This is a genomic window from Xanthomonas sp. SI, assembly GCF_014236855.1.
GTDB lineage: Bacteria > Pseudomonadota > Gammaproteobacteria > Xanthomonadales > Xanthomonadaceae > Xanthomonas_A.
This window is the reverse complement of the sequence record NZ_CP051261.1, coordinates 4,343,096-4,360,570: the sequence shown is the minus strand read 5'-3', so window position 1 is coordinate 4,360,570 and position 17,475 is coordinate 4,343,096. Positions and strand designations below refer to the sequence as shown.

The window sequence follows — 17,475 nt, the reverse complement described above, 5'->3', positions numbered from 1 at the left end:
GCTCGACGTCTCCGCCTACGGCCCCCCTTGATGAAAACTAGCTTCGCACAAATCCGTTGCCCGCAGTACGTGATGGCGTGCGCATTGGCGCTGTTTGCCACGCCCGCCGCCTTTGCCCAGGTCGCCTCGCCGGAACTGCAGACCGCGCAGCAGGCGGTGCAGCGCGCGATCCAGGCCGACGCCGACCAATACGCCCCGGACCTGATCGCCACCGCCCGCCAGGGCCTGGAGCAGGCGCAACAGGCGGCGCTGGACCGCCGCCAACGCAAGACCGCACCGCAGCTGGCGCTGCGCGTGGCGGCCGACGCCGACCTGGCGCGGGTGCGCAGCGAGGAGGCGGTGGCGAACGCGCAGCTCAAGCAGCGCAAGGCCGAGGTGGCCGACCTGCAGCGCAGTTTGAACACCGGGGAGGGCCGTCCATGAGCCGCTACCTGGGGATGGCCGGCCGCCTGGCCGCGCTGTTGTTGCTGGTCGCACCGCTGGCCGCGTTCGCGGCCGACGATCCGGAACTGGCGGTGCTGAACCAGCGCCTGGTCGCGCTGCAGGCCGATCCGCTGAGTGCCGACGTGGCCGCCTACGAGCGGCTGCAGGCGCAGCAGGCGGTCGCCGCGTTCGCCGCGGCCAAGCGCAAGGAGCAGGACGACGCACGCTATCTCGCCGAGCGCCGCGTCGAGATCGCCGAGACCGCCGCACGCGCGGCACTGGCGCGGCGCCAGGTCGACCAGTTGGAGAAGACCCGCAGCGACTTGCTGGTCGAGGCCAGCCGGCGCGAGGCCGCGCGCGCGCGCCAGGAAGCCGAGCGGCTGCGGGTGCAGGCGCAGATCCAGGCCGAAGAGGCCGAGAGCCTGCGCCAGGCCGCCGAGGCCGAGCAACTGGCGCGGCAGGATGCCGAGCAGGCGCTGACCAACGTCGCCGGGCAGCAGACCGCCAAGCTCAGCGCCGCGCAGCAGAAGTCGGCCAAGCTGGCCCGCGAGGAGGCCGAGTTGGTCGCCGGGGCCAAGCTGCCGGCGTCGCGTTTCGAGCCGCGCGGGGAGGTGTTCACCGTCACCGGCGGCGCCTTCGCCGCAGGCAAGGCGGCGCTGTCGGCCGATGCCGGCGGCCAGGCCAAGGCGTTGGCGCAGTATCTGCAGATCGGCGCCAAGGGCCGGGTGCGGATCGAGGCCTACGACGCCGATGCCGGCGTGGCGCAGAAGCGCGCCGACGCGTTGCGCGACGCGCTGGTCGCTGGCGGCGTCGCGGCGGGTCGCCTGCAGGCGGTCGGCAAGAAGGCGCCGGCGACCAAGGCGCGTGCCGCCGAGGTGGTGATCGCGCCCTGAGCGGGGCTGGCCGTTGCAGGTCCTGGAGCCCGTTTAACGCGGTTTTTCTCTGGGCCTGAGCGGCAAGCAACTGAATGCGGAAAGCGCGCGCTGCTGCCCTTGCCGGAACTGGTGGGGAGGCGTAGGGTCGAACTCCCAGGCGATACATCGTCGCCTGGTTCCACGGAGACTCCGGGCCGATGAAGCAGTGGCACGCACCGCAGCGAGACGTTCCAAGGGCAGCAGGCCCGGGCGTTGCGGTGGAGTGGCTGGCGACCCGCGCGACTCCGCTCCCAGGCAACGCCCCGTGCCGTTCCGGCCGGGGCGTTCTTGTTTCCAGCTGAAGGAGGCTATTCCTATGTTCGAAGGGCAACCGCAGACCGAAATCGACGCGTTGATCAAGTCCGATCCGGAATTCAAGCAGCTCTACCAACGCCACAAGACCCTGGACAAGAAGTGTATGGACGCCGAGCTCGGCGTGCTGCCGATCGACGATCTCACCCTGTCGCAGATGAAGCGGGAAAAGCTCGCGGCCAAGGAAAAGCTGTTGCGGCTCTACGACGAGCAGCAAAAGCCTCACTGATTCCTCTCTCCCACGACAAGCGTTCAATTGTCGCGGGCGGTGGCCGGCCTCCTCGTCGGCTTGCCACCGTCCGCGTCATCTCCTCCCGAAGCCGCGATCGCGGCTTTTTTCGTGCCGGTTCCGCGCTATGTCTGACATTCCGGCGCATACCGCGGATAATCACCGGTCCAGCCGCTATGACGGCGCGATGCATCCGGACGCGATGGCCATTCACTCTTCCGTACTCGACCTGATCGGCGACACCCCCATCGTCAAGGCCAGCAAGCTCGACACTGGCGTGTGCGAGCTGTACCTGAAGCTGGAAAGCGCCAACCCCGGCGGCTCGATCAAGGACCGCATCGGCCTGTCGATGATCGAGGCGGCCGAGCGCCGCGGCGAGCTGAAGCCCGGCGCGGTGCTGGTGGAGGGCACTGCCGGCAACACCGGCATCGGCCTGGCCCTGGTCGCCCAGCAGAAGGGCTACAAGCTGATCCTGGTGGTGCCGGACAAGATGAGCCGGGAGAAGATCTTCAACCTCAAGGCGATGGGCGCCGAAGTGGTGCTGACCCGCTCGGACGTGGCCAAGGGCCATCCCGAGTACTACCAGGACCTGGCCGCGCGCCTGGCCGCCGAGACGCCCGGGGCGTACTTCGTCAACCAGTTCGGCAATCCCGACAACCCGGCCGCGCACGAGTTCGGCACCGGCCCTGAGATCCTGCGGCAGATGGACGGCAAGCTGGACGCGATCGTGTTCGGCTGCGGCAGCTCCGGCACCATGACCGGCCTGTCGCGCGCGTTCGCCGCCGCCTCGCCGCATACCGAGCTGGTGCTGGCCGACCCGGTCGGCTCGATCCTGACCGAGTACATCGAGCAGGGCACGGTCAGCGAGAAGTCCGGCAGCTGGCTGGTGGAGGGCATCGGCGAGGACTTCCTGCCCGATATCTCCGACTTCTCGCGGGTCAAGAAAGCCTATTCGATCAGCGACGCCGAGAGCTTCCATACCGCGCGCGAATTGCTGGCCAAGGAGGGCATCCTCGGCGGCTCCTCGACCGGCACCCTGCTGGCTGCCGCGCTCAAGTACTGCCGCGGGCAGACCGAGCCCAAGCGCGTGCTGGTGTTCGTCTGCGACACCGGCAACAAGTACCTGTCGAAGATGTACAACGACTATTGGATGCTGGACAACGGCTTCCTGGAGCGCCCGCAGCACGGCGACCTGCGCGACCTGATCCTGCGCCCGTACAGCCAGCGCGACACCGTGGTGGTCGGCCCCAACGACCTGCTGACCACCGCCTACCAGCGCATGAAGCTGTACGACGTGTCGCAGCTGCCGGTGATGGACGGCGACCAACTGGTCGGCATCGTCGACGAAAGCGACGTCTTGTTGCACGTTTATGGCGACGAGGCACGGTTCCGCGACCCGGTGTCCACGGCCATGGTCAGCAAGCTCGACCGGCTCGACGTGAAATCGCCGATCGAAGCGCTGCTGCCGGTGTTCGACCGCGGCCAGGTCGCCATCGTGATGAACGACGGCGCCTTCCTTGGCCTGATCACCCGCATCGACCTGCTCAACTACCTGCGCCGCCGCGTTCAGTGACGGTGCCTCGTGGACGGCCCCCGATACAGGGGGCCGTTCAGACCTCGCTGCTAGAATCACGCCCCTTCTCCGGGAACCCCTCATGACGGACCACACGTCCAACCCCAATGGCGACGGCCGCGCGCTGTCGCTGGCGACCCTGGCGATCCATGGCGGCCAGCATCCGGACCCGTCCACGGGCGCGGTGATGCCGCCGATCTATGCGACCTCCACCTACGCCCAGTCCAGCCCCGGCGAACACCAGGGCTTCGAGTACTCGCGTACTCACAATCCGACTCGCTTCGCCTACGAGCGCTGCGTCGCCGCGCTGGAAGGCGGCTCGCGCGGCTTCGCGTTCGCCTCGGGCATGGCCGCCACCTCCACGGTGATGGAACTGCTGGACAGCGGCAGCCACGTGGTGGCGATGGACGACCTGTACGGCGGCAGCTACCGCCTGTTCGAGCGCGTGCGCCGGCGCACCGCCGCACTGGACTTCAGCTTCGTCGACCTGACCGATCCGGCCGCGTTCGCCGCCGCGATCACGTCCAAGACCAAGATGGTGTGGATCGAGACGCCCACCAACCCGATGCTGAAGATCGTCGACATTGCCGCGATCGCCGCGATCGCGCGCCAGCACGGCCTGCTGGTGGTGGTGGACAACACCTTCGCCTCGCCGATGCTGCAGCGCCCGCTGGAACTGGGCGCGGACATCGTGGTGCATTCGGCCACCAAGTACCTCAACGGCCACTCCGACATGGTCGGCGGCATCGCCGTGGTCGGCGCCAATGCCGAACTGGCCGAGCAGCTGGCGTTCCTGCAGAACTCGGTGGGCGGCGTGCAGGGCCCGTTCGACAGCTTCCTGGCGCTGCGCGGGCTCAAGACCCTGCCGCTGCGGATGCGCGCGCATTGCGACAATGCGCTGCAGCTGGCGCAGTGGCTGGACACCCATCCGGCGATCGACAAGGTGATCTACCCCGGCCTGGCCTCGCATCCGCAGCACGCCCTGGCGCAGCGGCAGATGTCCGGTTTCGGCGGCATCGTCTCGATCGTGCTCAAGGGCGGCTTCGACGCGGCCAAGCGCTTCTGCGAACGTACCGAGCTGTTCACCCTGGCCGAATCGCTGGGCGGCGTGGAAAGCCTGGTCAACCATCCTGCGGTCATGACCCACGCCTCGGTGCCGGTGGAACGGCGCGCCCAGCTCGGCATCAGCGATGCGCTGGTGCGGTTGAGCGTTGGGGTTGAGGATGTGGGGGATTTGCGGGCGGATTTGCAAAGGGCGCTAGCTGGTACTTCCGCATGAACCCGATGATCTCTTCCTCCGTCGCCATCTCGGGTTCGCCGATGGCAATGATCCGCAGCTTCGTCAGCAATCGCGTGCTCATCTATCAACTGTCCAAGCGCGAGGTTATCAGCCGCTATCGCGGTTCGTTGATGGGCCTGGCTTGGTCGTTCTTCAATCCGCTGCTGATGCTGGCCGTCTACACGTTCGTGTTCTCGGTGGTCTTCAATGCGCGCTGGGGCGTGGAGACAGCGAACAAGGGTGATTTCGCCATCATTCTGTTCGTCGGCATTCTGGTGCATGGCATCTTCGCCGAATGCGTGAATCGTGCCCCCAGCTTGATCGTCGGCAACGCAAGCTACGTCAAGCGCGTCGTGTTTCCGTTGGAGACGCTGCCGTGGGTGGCAATGGGCGCCGCGCTGTTCCATGCGCTGGTATCGCTGGGCGTGTTGCTGCTTGCGCAGTTGCTCATTCGCGGGGTTCTGCCGATAACGGTCGTTTACCTCCCGCTGGTGCTGCTCCCGCTGGTGCTGCTCACCATGGGCCTGGCTTGGCTGCTGTCGGCACTGGGTGTGTTCGTGCGCGACATCGGACAGATGACCGGCATCCTGACGACGATCCTGCTGTTCCTGGCGCCGGTCTTTTATCCGGTCTCCTCGTTGCCCGAGGGCATTCGCAAGTGGATCTATCTCAATCCGCTTACCTTCATCATCGAAGCATCGCGCGATGTGCTGATCTGGAACAAGACGCCCGATTTCAGCGGGCTGGGCAAATACACCGTCTTCGCCGCGTTCGTCGCCTGGTTCGGCTACGTGTGTTTCCAGAAGATGCGCCGAGGATTTGCCGATGTCATCTAAGCAATCGGTCCAGGACCAGGCGGAGCTTGCGATCCGCGTATCGGACGTCACCAAGTGTTTCCAGGTTTACTCGCAGCCACAGGATCGCCTCAAGCAGGCCATCCTGCCGCGCCTTTCCCGCTTCCTGGGCAAGCCTGGCCACAGACACTACCGCGAGTTCTGGGCGCTGAAGGGCGTCAATTTCGAAGTGCGCCGTGGCGATACGGTAGGCATCATCGGACGCAACGGCTCAGGCAAGTCCACCCTGTTGCAGATCATCTGCGGCACGTTGCAACCGACCACCGGCGAAGTCGCCGTGCGTGGGCGCGTCGCGGCGCTGCTGGAACTGGGTGCGGGTTTCAACCCAGAATTCACCGGTCGAGAGAACGTCTACATGAGTGCCTCGATCCTCGGTCTGTCGTACGAGGACATCGATCGCAAGTACGACGACATCGTGGCATTCGCCGATATCGGCGACTTCCTTGAACAGCCGGTCAAGACCTACTCCAGCGGCATGTATGTGCGACTGGCGTTCGCGGTGATCGCTCACGTCGACGCCGACATCCTGGTGATCGACGAGGCCCTGGCGGTAGGCGACGCCATCTTCGTGCAGAAGTGCATGCGTTTCCTGCGCAAATTCCGCGAGAACGGCACTCTCTTGTTCGTCAGCCATGACACGTCCTCGGTACTGAATTTCTGCCAGAGCGCGGTATGGCTCGATCGTGGCGAGATGCGGATGCACGGCACGGCACAGGACACCTGCAACGCCTACATCGAGTATTGCTCCCAGGAAGTCTATGGCGACACGGTGAAGCTGCAGTCGCGACAGGCAGGCAAGGCCGAGCCGAAGGCGCTGTCGCCGGGTCGCATAGAAAAGGACCTGAAGGTCGAGCTTTTCGACAACGTGGCCAACTCTGGTGGGTGGCAGTCCGGCGTTGCGAGCATCGATTCGGTGACGCTGTGCAACGACCGGGGAGAGCCCTTTACTTCTTTCGCCGGTGGCGAGGATGTGGTGCTAAAAATCCGGGCCACTGCCTACCAACCGCTGCAGAGTCCGCTGATCGGATTCTTCGTCAAGGACCGGCTCGGCCAGTCGTTGTTCGGCGAGCACACCTATACCTATGTGCAGCCGCCCATGCAGGTGGAGGCCGATACCGGTCTGGAAGCGTCCTTCCGCTTCACCTTGCCGCTTCTGCCCAATGGCGAATACTCCATGACGGTCTCTATCGCCGATGGCGATCCTTATGCTAATACGCAGCATGCCTGGTTGCATGATGCTGTGTTGATCCGGGTCGCTTCGCCCCGTCTGCGCTACGGGTTGGTCGGCATTCCTTTCGATGAGGTGACGATGGAGCGCACGAGTCCCAAACCATGAGTGATGCATCTCTTCCAATGGCGGTGACGGAGCGCAGCGGATTCATCCCGCCATTGGTGACGAACGACCCGCGCATCTCCGTTGGTCGCTTTACCTACGGCAATCCGCAGTTCAAAGTGTGGAGTGAAGGCGAGAGGATCGATATCGGTGCGTTTTGTTCGATCGCCGACGATGTGCTCATCTTCGGTGGCGGCGAGCATCGCCTGGACTGGGTCACCACCTATCCGCTGCGGATTGCATTGAATTCCCCGGGCGCCGGACAGGACGGACATCCGCACACGAAGGGTCGCACGGTCATCGGTAACGACGTCTGGATCGGCCATGGCGCCATGGTTGTGTCCGGTGTCACCGTGGGCGACGGTGCGTGTATCGGTGCTGGCGCGGTCGTCAGCAGGGATGTGCCGCCTTACGCGATTGTCGCCGGCAACCCCGCGCGCGTGGTGCGCATGCGCTTCGACGAGCAGATCGTCGCACGCCTGCTGGAGATTCGTTGGTGGCAGTGGCCGATCGAGAAGATCCGTGCCTTCGAGTCCCTGTTGTGTTCCGACGACATCAGTGCCTTCGTCGCTGCTGCGCCGCGCGCCGACGATTCCGTTTCCCCTTTTGCGAACCATACCGTCCCATGATCGATTTTCCGTTATCCCCCAGTATGTTGATCGCTCCGCGCTCGCTCTCCTTCAGCGCATGGTTGGGACATATTCCATTCGCGTCTTGGCTGGTGGAACAGCTTCGGCCGCAGTCGATCGTAGAACTGGGGACGCATCGCGGTGCGTCTTTTCTTGCCTTCTGCCAGGCCGTCGAGGAGCAGAAGTTCACTTCGCGCGTGTTCGCAGTCGACAGCTGGGAAGGCGATGAACATGCAGGTTTCTACGGCGACGACATCTATAACGAACTGCGCGACTACCAACAGCGCAACTATGCCGGCATTTCCGAGATGTTGCGGATGCGCTTCAGCGAGGCGCTGGAGTACTTCGCCGAGGGCTCAGTCGACCTTCTGCACATCGATGGCCTGCATACCTATGAAGCCGTCCGTGAGGATTTCGAGACGTGGCTGCCGAAGCTTTCCAGTCGCGGCGTGGTCCTGTTCCATGACACCTGCGTACGCGAGCGTGGATTTGGCGTCTGGCAATATTGGGCCGAAATCAGTCAGCAATATCCCGCGTTCGAATTTACCCACACGCATGGACTGGGCGTGCTGCTGGTCGGCAAGGAGCGCAGTCCTGCGTTGTTGAAGCTTGCCGATACTGCCGCCGCTGGCGAGTTTGCGTTGATCAACCGCTTGTTCGACGTGCTTGGGCGTAACGTCAAGGGCACTGAGGAACTTGAGCGCGTCTACGCCGGTCTTGCCGATGCGCGTGGTCAGGTTGTTGGCCTCACCCAGCAGGAGCAGATACATCAGCAGCGCGTCCAGCAACTGGAACAGCAGGAACAACAGCTGCAGCAGCAGGTCCAGCAGCTAGAGCAGCAGGTCCAGCAGCACCTCCAGCAACTTGGACAGCAGTCCCAGGAATACTTGTTGCGTGCTCAGCTAATGGAGCAGCAGATTCAACAGCTTTCACAGGACTCGGCGGCGTCGGCAGAGCTGCAGCGGACAATTGCCGAGGATCACGCACAGATGCTGAACGAAATGAAGGCCGTGGTGGTGCCATATTTGGAGAGTAGTGAGCAAAAACTGGATAAGTTGCTGCTGCAGCGACGCTGGTGGCGTCGTTGATTGGCCACTAAGCTCACGCTGTGTGCCTCGGTCGTGTCTCTCGCTGCCAAGGCTGCAAAAGACTAGGAAGTTCCTGGTCATGTACGATCAATCAGTCTGTAGCAGGGGGATTTTCTGCTTTCAGCCTTGAAGGTGTCTCGGTAACCGGGATCTATCCGAATTTTTGGGATAACAATGTCGACTGTAAAGCCAATTGCCTTTTATCTGCCGCAATATCACCCGGTGGCTGAAAACTCAGAATGGTGGGGGCCCGGTTTCACGGAATGGACCAATGTTGCCAAGGGGCGGCCGAATTTCGTCGGCCATTATCAACCGCATGTTCCCCGCGAACTTGGGTTCTATGATCTGCGCCTTGTCGACAACATGCGAGCGCAAGCCGAACTTGCAAAGCTTTACGGTATTCATGGGTTCTGCTTCTATTACTACTGGTTCGATGGGCGTCGTATCCTCGAGCTGCCGATCGACAACTATTTGAAGAGCGACATCGAGTTCCCGTTCTGCATCTGTTGGGCGAACGAGAACTGGACGCGCACTTGGGACGGCATGGAGAAAGATGTCCTGCTGGAGCAGAAGCATGGTGATGATGAAGATCGCCGTTTCCTCGAAGATATCCTTCCGCTGCTGGGCGACCGGCGGGCGATCCGGGTAGACGGCAAGCCGATGCTGCTCGTCTACCGCGCAGACCTGTTTCCGAACTCGAAGCAGACCGCCGAGCGCTGGCGCGATGTCGCGCGGGAGCATGGCATCGGCGAAATCCATCTGGTCGCCGTGCAGTTCTACGGGATCGTGGATCCGCGCGACTGGGGTTTCGATGCTGCCGTTGAATTCCCGCCGCATACCTTCCTCGGCTCGGAAAACCGGGTAACCCACCACGTGGACATGATCAACCCGGAATTCCGGGGTGGCATGGCCGATTACCGCAAGGTCATCGCACAGTCCATCAGCCGCGAAAAGCCCGATTTTCGCTGGTACCGCGGCATCGTCCCGTCATGGGACAACACTGCCCGACGCCAGCATACGTCGCACATCTTGGTGGATTCCTCGCCATCGCTCTACCAGTATTGGCTGCGCCTGCTGGTCGAGTACACGCGTCTCAATAACGCGCCCGACGACCAGCTGATCTTCATTAATGCGTGGAACGAATGGGGGGAGGGCTGCCATCTTGAGCCCGATCTGAAGCATGGCCTGGCCTATCTCGAGGCGACACATGTCGCGGTGACAGGGGGCAATCCCGATCTGGACGATCTTCTCAAGGATGGCAAGTTGCTTCGCGCAATCGGTGGCGAACGCGCGGCGGCGTTGCTGGATGACCGTGACCGTCTCATCAACGAAGTGGTTCTGCTTTCCGCGGAACTACGCCGGGCGAAGCCCCTGGAAGCTCCTGTCATTAAGCCGTCCCGTGTTCGATCGCTGATCGGAAGGATGCTCAGACCCTTTCCGCGACTCCGTGCGTCCGCTGTCCAGATCTACCAGGTATGGAATCGATGAAGGCCTCGCGTCGGGTTGCGGTCGTCGCCCACTTCGACGCCGAAGGCCTGTTGACCGAGTTCACTCGGCGCCTGCTCGATGAGTTGCTGCTGCACGCCGAGCGGATCGTGCTGGTGTCGACACGGCTGGCGCCCGAGCAGGCCGCGGGTCTGGATGATCGGATCAAGGTGATCGTACGCGAAAACGTCGGCTATGATTTCTACTCATTCCGTACTGGTATCTTCGCCGTCGAGGCACTGTATTCCTACGACGAACTGATTATCGCCAATGACAGCGTGATTACGATCGATCGCGGGGGCATAGGCAAGGCTTTCGCGCAGATGCGCGATGTCGAATGCGATGTTTGGGGAATGACCGAGTCGTTGCAGGTAAGTCGCCACCTGCAATCCTATTTCTTGGTATTCCGCAAGAGCGCCTTTTTCAGCCATTACTTCGAACGGTTCTGGAGGAATGTCCGGGTACTGGACGACAAGTGGGAAATCATTCTTTCCTATGAAGTCGGTTTGACCCAGTGGCTGCTCTCTCACGGCGCGAAGATCGGGGTGGCATTCCAGCCCGATGCCGCTGCACAGCGGACCGTGGCGGTCAGATTGAAGCGGAAGCGCTTGCGCGATGGTGTCAATGCCCTGATCGCAGCGCCGAGCAAGCAGGGGGTGATGCATGCCAATCCCGCTCATTATCTCTGGGACGCGCTGTATCGTCGTTTTGGTTTCATCAAGAGCGAAGTTCTCCGTGATGACCCTAATGGCGTGCTCGATGTAGAGCTGGAACGCGTGATCCCCGATGCCGGCGCGCGTGCGATGCTCGAGCGTGAAATTGCGCGGATGCGCCAGACACGCAAGAACACCATGCCAATCGCCACGGGAGAGCGCGATGTCCCGACCCCGGAAGAATTAGAACGTTATGGTGTGGGGGCGATCGATGCCGAAAGCTTGGGCGCGCGCTTCGCGATTGTATTGCACCTGTTTCATGTCGATCTGATCGATTCGATTTACGCGTACATGCGCAACGTGATCGTCGATCACGATGTTTTCGTGTCAGTGAAGTCGATTGCCGATCGTCGCATCGCGGTTCGGTACTTCCAGGAGCATAAGGTTCGGGCGTTCGTATTCATCCACCCCAATGTCGGGCGGGATGTCGGACCGTTCGTCAGTCTGCTAAACACCGGTCTGCTCGATCGCTACGACGCGGTCTGCAAGATCCATTCGAAAAAGAGCGTCTATCACGATGGCGGTGGTCAGTGGCGCGATGAATTGATGAAGTCCTTGCTGGGCTCTTCGTTCGATGTCCTGAGGATTCTTCGCGCTTTTGACGACAATCCGGTTTGCGGTATCGTTGGCCCAGAGTCGGCTTACCTCAGCAATGCACGGTTCTGGGGGGGCAATGAGGAGCGCCTGCGCGTCCTCGCCGCCGAGACGGGTATCGACGACGCGCGCATCCGTCTGGGCTTCTTCGCCGGCACAATGTTCTGGTTTCGGCCTGCTGCGCTGGCTGCGCTTCGTATGCGAAACATCGGACTGAGCGAATTCGATCCGGAGGCAGGACAGCGCGATGCTACGCTCGCGCACGTGATCGAGCGGCTCTTTGTGCTGTGGGTCGAGCAGGCAGGCTACTTCGCGGCAACCACACGCTCGCCTCGTATCGCACTGCGCCATGATGATTACGAGAAGCAGGGTATTTCCGTTTTGCCTTCCTGATGTAGTGGCTTTACCCAACGGAGCAAGAAATGGATGATCAGCAGTGGTATGAGCGCATTCTTCGTTCCGTGGACGATCCATCACTTGGGTTGCCAGGGTTTCCATCTGTATACCAGCAGGAAGTCTTCGTTGGTAAGTCGAACGAAGTTGCGTTGGCCGAAGCTTTCACGTTCTACAAGATCGTCAAGGCAAGCAGTTATCCCCTCCGCAACAATTCCCGGGTTCTCGATTTCGGCGTTGGCTGGGGACGTATCATCCGGTTCTTCCTCAACGATGTGGATGCGAGCAACCTGCATGGTGTCGATGTCGACGAAGCCATTCTCGATGTGGCTCGGGCAACGGGAGTTCCAGGCAACCTGAGTCTTATCGGCCCTAATGCTCGCCTTCCTTACGAAGACGGTTACTTCGACATCGTCTATGCGTTTTCGGTGTTCTCGCATCTTTCGGCGGTGTCGGCGACGTTCTGGCTGGGTGAGTTGATGCGAGTGCTCAAGCCGGGCGGCACATTGGTCATGACCACCACGACCGATCATTTCCTTGAGCTATGCCAGGCGTGCTCGCTCAAGGAGAGCGGTCGCAATCGCTACGAAGAGGACTATGCGCATATGTTTGCCGACCCTGCGGACGCGCGTCGTCGTTACGCTGCCGGTGAGCATGTATATGCCGCCGTGGCGGGCAATGCGGACGTCTTGGAGGCTGCAAACTATGGGTGGGCGGCCATGCCGCCGGCCTTCGTGGAAAGGGAGATTGGTGCGCTGGCTCGGTCGATCGCATTCGTCGACGACCCGGGTCTGCTGCCGCAGGGATTCTTCACTGTTCGCAAAAAGGCATCGTTAGTGCAGAGAGCAAGGCGTAAACTGCGTTCACTTGTGCCGGGTTGATCCAAGTCAACCACGGCGCATCACCTGATACGCGGAACAGTAAGGTACACATGGACAACGGCAACGCAAAAACCGACAGCGAGTCGACGACGACGTGGAGCTGGCTTGCGTCGGCGTTTGCCTGCATTTTGGCGGTACTGATGTTGACGCATTTCGCCGTGACGATGCCTTTCGCTGGTATCGATGGATCGTGGGCCTACGCGATGAATGTCGCGACCGCGCAACACCTGAGGTTCGGGTCGGACATCGTCTTTACGTTTGGCCCGCTGGCATCGATCTACACAGGCATTTACCACCCCGCCACTGACAGTTTGATGCTTGGTGGGTCGTTGCTCATCGCCATCGCGCTCTTCGCTGGACTGTTCGCGGTAGTCCCTCCGCAACGGCGTACCCTGCTGCTGCTGCTGCCTGTGATCATCAGCCTTGGATGGGGGCGTGATGCCGCTCTCCTTTTCCTGCCGTTGTTGCTGCCCTATGTCGTCATGCGCGGAGTGGAGCGGGGCAAGCCGTTCACGGCGACCTTGTGCATCGTGGCGGCGGCCATGGCCATTCTGCCCCTGGTGAAGGGCAACTTCGGCCTGATAGTCGCGTTGACAACGGCGATTGCGTTGATTCTCTGCTGGCGCTCTTCGCGCAAGACCGCACTCATTATCCTCGCCGTCCAGTTTGTCGTCATGGTGGGTGCCTGGTTGATTTCCGGGCAGGCGCTGATTGATCTGCCGAGCTATTTCCTGGCACAAGGACCGACGCTCTCCGGATACACCGATGGCATGTCGGTGGAGGGGCGTACGCTCGATATTGCCATCTTCATGGTGGCCGGCGCATTTTTGTTGGCAATCTCCACGCTTGGCGGGCTGCGTCGTCACTGGTATGCCCCGATCCTGGTGACTGCCTATCTGTTCATCACCTTCAAATCCGGTTTCGTCAGGCATGACGAGCATGCGCTTGTTTCCGCTGTCGCCCTGGCGTTTGTGGGACTTCTTCTTTGCTTGGCCCAGGGTGGCCGCGCAGGCGCCCTTGCAGTCTTTGCGGGGCTGCTGGGCTGGGGACTGATCGCAAACGCCTACATGCCGGTCACCTGGGATACCTCGACAGCGAGGTTCTCCCTGATGGTGCGTCATCATGCGCACGGCGTATGGCTACGGATGACCCAGCCGGACCTATTGTCTGGACAGTTCAAGAAGCAGGTCGCGTATATGGGAACGCGGCCACCATTCGCCGGTTACATGGGAACCGCCGATGTCTATCCCTCGGAACTGTCACCGATGTTGGCCGCCGGCGGGGTCTGGAAGCCGCGCCCCATGCTGCAGAGCTATGCGGCTTATTCGCCTCGTCTTCTCAAGGCCAATGCCGCTCATCTGGCCAACAACCCGCCGTCGCGCGTGTATTTCAAAGTCGCTCCCATCGATCATCGGTATCCTTCGCTCGAGGATGGCGCCAGTTGGCTGGCGTTGCTCGGCAGTTTCACTCCGAAGGCTCTCGACGGTGGGTATGCGGTGCTCGAGCGAGCTGATCCCGGCAGGCCAGCGCTGGTTCCTCAGACACCGGTGCAGGTAAGCGCCGTGCTGGGAGAAGAGGTGACGGTGGTCGGTTCGGACCAGCCGGTGTGGGTCACGATGGATATCAGACCTACCCTTGTCGGCAGGCTGTTCTCGATCTTCTACAAGGCGCCAAAGTTGTCGCTGAAAGTGCGCTATGAGAACGGCGATACCGCCGGCTTCCGGCTCGTTGCGGGCATGACCCAGACCGGCTTCCTGCTTTCGCCCACGGTGGCCGATGCCAGAGATTTCGTCGTGATCGGTTCACTTTATCGTCCCGAGCTGCTTGGCAAGCGCAAGGTGGTCGCATTCAACGTGATCGGTGACAGCGGCACGCGGTTTCTCTGGGATCTCGATTATCGCGTCAGCTTCGCGCGCCTGGATATCCCGTTGTCGGTCGAAGCGGATACGGTGTTGGCCGGATCGAGCACGCCAAGTTCGCCGCCGTCGTCGTATGCGACAGGCGGTGATTGCAACATCGACGACGTTGACCGTCGCAAAGTCACGGCCTCGGCCATGGATCTGTCCGGCAGCATAGTGGTCATCAGAGGGTGGGCCGCGCTGGACAGCGCTAAAGGCAGGCCGAACAAGGGGGTGGCCCTGCTTGTCACCGGACGCGATCTGGTGACGCATGTCGTGCCGGCGAGCCACGTATCCCGCCCTGATGTAGCTGATTATTTCAAGCAACCCGTACTCGAATATGCAGGCTATGAGGCTTATGTGGACGTTCGGCAGCTTCCCGCTGATGCCCAGATCCGCGTTGTCCAAGACAATGGCAGCCGGCAACTGCTCTGTAGTCCTGCGATGCTCACAATCCATCGGACAGATGATGTGCCGGCGCCATCCAGGTAACGTCGTCGTCAGCTGCCGCTCCGTCCCTGGCTAGCCTGGACAGTGACGAACAGGGCACAGTGTTGCCAGCGCGAGTTGACGCTCCTTCCGGTTGAGGGGTATTGGCCCCTCAGTGTGATGCGAACGCCTGGGAGCTGCCAGGCTGCGAGGCTGCTGGCACGTCGGTCCGCGCGCCGTCTCATTGTCGCGCCAGCAGCTTGCTGCCAGGATGGTCCAGAGCCGCCTACGTCTGCTGGGTTGCGGGCGGATTCCTGGACAGCGTCAGGCCTCGGTTGCTGAGCTCGCAGTCGAATAGTGTCGCGAGAGGACGGTGGTTCAGCGCGTCGCACTGAAACCTGGCCAGGTCCCAGCCGGGAGTCCTTTCCATCCAAAACTGCGGTTCAGCAGCGCATGGGGTAGGCCGTCGCCAGCGCATCTTCCAGCAAGCTAAGGGTAGGCATCGCGCTTCTGGACGATCGACATCGCGCTACAGCTTGCAGGGACGCTGTGCCCGAGCGCAACGATGTTCACTATGCGGCTGTAGGGCTACAAGTTGGTATATCCATGATCACTTCGGCCAGACACGCTGCATCGGCGGACTCTGACAGCTTGGTCAAGCCGAACGCAAGCAGGGGCCGGCTGAGTCGAATCATGTCCGGAATGAAAAGCGCTTGTGACCAAGGTAGCTTGTGACGACGGGAACAGCCACGCCGATGGCATGCGCGATTGTTTCGTTGTGGAAATCGACCCCCAAGCTTGGCAACAGCCAGCGCGCAAACAGCAGGCTGATCAGGATCGTCTGTACGACGGCAGCGAGGTTGATCGCTGTGAACCACAATACTTGATGGTGCAAACGATTGCCTGCCTCGTTGAACACGAACAGTTTGTTGAGGGTGAAGCCGGTGACCAAACCAAGGCAAAACGCGGCAATGATCGCGGGGACATAGTGCAGCCATTGGCTGAAGACGATACGCGAGCCGAAGTTGACCGCCGCGGCAAGGCCGCCGGCTGCCAAGAATCGCAAGAATTGCCGGGAAAGAGCGGGAGTCCTCATCGGCAGCCGGCTCTCTGCGGAACCATTCGGGCTATGCCTCGGCTGCTCATCGTTTCGCCTCAGTTGGCGTGGTTTCGACGGTAACGCCCCATCCCGGAGGATTGACCGGGACCGTATGAGGACCAGGCAGCTCAAGCTGTTTGGCATGGCTCCGCCACGCGTAATCTATGAACGCAGTTCGCCGCAGGTTTTGTAGATTGGTGATAGCAAACAAGCAGATCAGCGCGGCGGTCATCACAGTGGCATTCGATCGGCTGCGCCTGCCGGTTGCAGAGAGTGCCAGCCACACCGCCCACCACCAGATCACTTTGGCCAGATAGAAGTAGCGGTCCGCTGCCGCGAGTGTGTAAAGAGGGGAGAAATCCTTCATCCTGGCGACGGGCGCGAAGGCTTCGATCGCGGCAAACGCCATGAATCCCATTACGATCAGGCGGGCGCGCCCGTCAATCTTTTTGGAGAGCACCAGCGTGCCGATGATCAGCGCATACAGAAGAAGCCAGGCAGTTCCCGTCAGGAAGTCGCTGCCAAAGGTATGGATTGGCACGAGCTCGGTGAAGGTGCTCTTGAGTGTCGGAAGCAGGCCATGCTGGATTCCATTCTCCGCTGGGGGGTTGGTGATCAGCACGGCCGCCTGAACCACTGCGCCCAGTGACAGCGCCGAAAATATGTACCAATCGCGGCTGGCGACAAAGTCGCTCAGGGCGCCATCGAACGGATCCACGGCAAACCGCTTGGCTGCCCAGCTAGCAGCGAGCATTCCTGCGACGACGATCAGCAGCAAGATGGAAAAGGGGCCGGTCAGCGCAATGGCCAGAATGCCAATGGCGCGCAGCAAATAGGCGCGGGTCGTGCCGCTTCGCTCCGCCGGTGTAAGGCAGTAGGCTGCCAGTGCGAACTGCAGGAACCACTGCGCGTTGGTGATCGTGCCGAATATCTCGCCACTGGTCGGCACAGCAAGGAGGGACAGTGCAACGATCCAAGTGGGAATGTAGGTCTGCAGCCGCTTGCAGGTAAGCGCAAGCGCTGCTGCGCTCAAGATGACGGCGCAGGCGTTGTAGATCAGCGGCGCCTTCGCAGAAGGCAGCCAGGACGCGATCCATGCCACTAGTCTGGGGATGGTGTGCAGATAACCGGCATACGGGGTGAACAGCTGGGGTAGCGCGCTTCCGAACTGGTCCTTGAAAAAAACGGTGGCATCTTCCGCCCAGAACTGCGGGTTGCTGAGTGCGTCGTTGCTCTTATAGGCGATAGCGAAAAGGACGACGAGAAAGAACCCAATCCGGTCCTTGAGCGTCTGGAATTGCCGATCTCTCGGCGGATTGGAGTGCAGGATCATGTGCGGTGGTATCCGT

The 17,475-nt window shown here is 61.6% G+C and carries 15 protein-coding genes; 13 read left to right on the top strand and 2 right to left on the bottom strand.

Annotation, left to right across the window (positions count from 1 at the left end):
- Positions 1-30 precede the first annotated feature (30 nt).
- The 13 genes from HEP75_RS18425 (at position 31) to HEP75_RS18365 (ending at position 15,090) form a co-directional block, all read left to right on the top strand.
- Complete coding sequence (locus HEP75_RS18425) at positions 31-423, top strand: DUF4398 domain-containing protein (protein ID WP_185824475.1); 393 nt, start codon at positions 31-33, stop codon at positions 421-423.
- A gap of 14 nt (positions 424-437) precedes the next feature.
- On the top strand, positions 438-1,316 hold the full coding sequence (locus HEP75_RS18420) for an OmpA family protein (RefSeq protein ID WP_185816693.1): 879 nt from the start codon (positions 438-440) through the stop codon (positions 1,314-1,316).
- Positions 1,317-1,653: 337 nt separating this feature from the next.
- The gene (locus HEP75_RS18415) at positions 1,654-1,878 is read left to right on the top strand and encodes a YdcH family protein (protein WP_009575526.1); all 225 of its coding nucleotides are present in this window, start codon (positions 1,654-1,656) and stop codon (positions 1,876-1,878) included.
- A gap of 202 nt (positions 1,879-2,080) precedes the next feature.
- Positions 2,081-3,451, top strand: a complete 1,371-nt coding sequence (locus HEP75_RS18410) for a pyridoxal-phosphate dependent enzyme (protein WP_185824474.1) — start codon at positions 2,081-2,083, stop codon at positions 3,449-3,451.
- 82 nt (positions 3,452-3,533) lie between these two features.
- Complete coding sequence (locus tag HEP75_RS18405; RefSeq protein WP_185814020.1) at positions 3,534-4,730, top strand: cystathionine gamma-synthase; 1,197 nt, start codon at positions 3,534-3,536, stop codon at positions 4,728-4,730.
- Entirely contained in the window at positions 4,727-5,566 is an 840-nt protein-coding gene (locus HEP75_RS18400) for an ABC transporter permease (RefSeq protein ID WP_185814019.1), read from the top strand. Before HEP75_RS18405 ends, HEP75_RS18400 begins: the two co-directional genes overlap by 4 nt.
- Positions 5,556-6,920: an ABC transporter ATP-binding protein gene (locus HEP75_RS18395; RefSeq protein WP_185814018.1), complete on the top strand. Its 1,365-nt coding sequence runs from the start codon at positions 5,556-5,558 to the stop codon at positions 6,918-6,920. The genes HEP75_RS18400 and HEP75_RS18395 overlap by 11 nt, the downstream gene beginning before the upstream one ends.
- Positions 6,917-7,546 (top strand): CatB-related O-acetyltransferase, encoded by a 630-nt coding sequence (locus HEP75_RS18390; RefSeq protein WP_185824473.1) that lies wholly within the window; start codon positions 6,917-6,919, stop codon positions 7,544-7,546. Before HEP75_RS18395 ends, HEP75_RS18390 begins: the two co-directional genes overlap by 4 nt.
- Positions 7,543-8,634: a class I SAM-dependent methyltransferase gene (locus HEP75_RS18385; protein ID WP_185824472.1), complete on the top strand. Its 1,092-nt coding sequence runs from the start codon at positions 7,543-7,545 to the stop codon at positions 8,632-8,634. Before HEP75_RS18390 ends, HEP75_RS18385 begins: the two co-directional genes overlap by 4 nt.
- Before the next feature lie 174 nt (positions 8,635-8,808).
- Positions 8,809-10,122, top strand: a complete 1,314-nt coding sequence (locus tag HEP75_RS18380; protein ID WP_185814015.1) for a glycoside hydrolase family 99-like domain-containing protein — start codon at positions 8,809-8,811, stop codon at positions 10,120-10,122.
- Positions 10,110-11,819 carry a rhamnan synthesis F family protein gene (locus HEP75_RS18375; protein ID WP_255423900.1) on the top strand — a complete coding sequence of 570 codons (1,710 nt, stop codon included), beginning with the start codon at positions 10,110-10,112 and terminating at the stop codon, positions 11,817-11,819. Before HEP75_RS18380 ends, HEP75_RS18375 begins: the two co-directional genes overlap by 13 nt.
- 29 nt (positions 11,820-11,848) lie before the next feature.
- Positions 11,849-12,700, top strand: a complete 852-nt coding sequence (locus HEP75_RS18370) for a class I SAM-dependent methyltransferase (protein ID WP_255423899.1) — start codon at positions 11,849-11,851, stop codon at positions 12,698-12,700.
- Between the two features lie 50 nt (positions 12,701-12,750).
- The gene (locus HEP75_RS18365; RefSeq protein ID WP_185824471.1) at positions 12,751-15,090 is read left to right on the top strand and encodes a hypothetical protein; all 2,340 of its coding nucleotides are present in this window, start codon (positions 12,751-12,753) and stop codon (positions 15,088-15,090) included.
- A gap of 628 nt (positions 15,091-15,718) precedes the next feature.
- Here the strand turns inward: HEP75_RS18365 and HEP75_RS18360 are convergent.
- Both HEP75_RS18360 and HEP75_RS18355 read right to left on the bottom strand, forming a co-directional pair.
- Positions 15,719-16,123, bottom strand: coding sequence for a GtrA family protein (locus HEP75_RS18360; protein ID WP_185824470.1), 405 nt, complete (start codon positions 16,121-16,123; stop codon positions 15,719-15,721).
- A 46-nt stretch (positions 16,124-16,169) separates the two neighbouring features.
- Entirely contained in the window at positions 16,170-17,459 is a 1,290-nt protein-coding gene (locus tag HEP75_RS18355) for a hypothetical protein (RefSeq protein ID WP_185824469.1), read from the bottom strand.
- Positions 17,460-17,475 lie beyond the last annotated feature (16 nt).

Excerpts from the sequence above, each read along its gene's own strand:
- HEP75_RS18425 (WP_185824475.1), top strand. The coding sequence starts at position 31 with ATGAAAACTAGCTTCGCACAAATCCGTTGCCCGCAGTACGTGATGGCG.
- HEP75_RS18420 (WP_185816693.1), top strand. The coding sequence starts at position 438 with ATGGCCGGCCGCCTGGCCGCGCTGTTGTTGCTGGTCGCACCGCTGGCC.
- HEP75_RS18415 (WP_009575526.1), top strand. The coding sequence starts at position 1,654 with ATGTTCGAAGGGCAACCGCAGACCGAAATCGACGCGTTGATCAAGTCC.
- HEP75_RS18410 (WP_185824474.1), top strand. The coding sequence starts at position 2,081 with ATGGCCATTCACTCTTCCGTACTCGACCTGATCGGCGACACCCCCATC.
- HEP75_RS18405 (WP_185814020.1), top strand. The coding sequence starts at position 3,534 with ATGACGGACCACACGTCCAACCCCAATGGCGACGGCCGCGCGCTGTCG.
- HEP75_RS18400 (WP_185814019.1), top strand. The coding sequence starts at position 4,727 with ATGAACCCGATGATCTCTTCCTCCGTCGCCATCTCGGGTTCGCCGATG.
- HEP75_RS18395 (WP_185814018.1), top strand. The coding sequence starts at position 5,556 with ATGTCATCTAAGCAATCGGTCCAGGACCAGGCGGAGCTTGCGATCCGC.
- HEP75_RS18390 (WP_185824473.1), top strand. The coding sequence starts at position 6,917 with ATGAGTGATGCATCTCTTCCAATGGCGGTGACGGAGCGCAGCGGATTC.
- HEP75_RS18385 (WP_185824472.1), top strand. The coding sequence starts at position 7,543 with ATGATCGATTTTCCGTTATCCCCCAGTATGTTGATCGCTCCGCGCTCG.
- HEP75_RS18380 (WP_185814015.1), top strand. The coding sequence starts at position 8,809 with ATGTCGACTGTAAAGCCAATTGCCTTTTATCTGCCGCAATATCACCCG.
- HEP75_RS18375 (WP_255423900.1), top strand. The coding sequence starts at position 10,110 with ATGGAATCGATGAAGGCCTCGCGTCGGGTTGCGGTCGTCGCCCACTTC.
- HEP75_RS18370 (WP_255423899.1), top strand. The coding sequence starts at position 11,849 with ATGGATGATCAGCAGTGGTATGAGCGCATTCTTCGTTCCGTGGACGAT.
- HEP75_RS18365 (WP_185824471.1), top strand. The coding sequence starts at position 12,751 with ATGGACAACGGCAACGCAAAAACCGACAGCGAGTCGACGACGACGTGG.
- HEP75_RS18360 (WP_185824470.1), bottom strand. The coding sequence starts at position 16,123 with ATGAGGACTCCCGCTCTTTCCCGGCAATTCTTGCGATTCTTGGCAGCC.
- HEP75_RS18355 (WP_185824469.1), bottom strand. The coding sequence starts at position 17,459 with ATGATCCTGCACTCCAATCCGCCGAGAGATCGGCAATTCCAGACGCTC.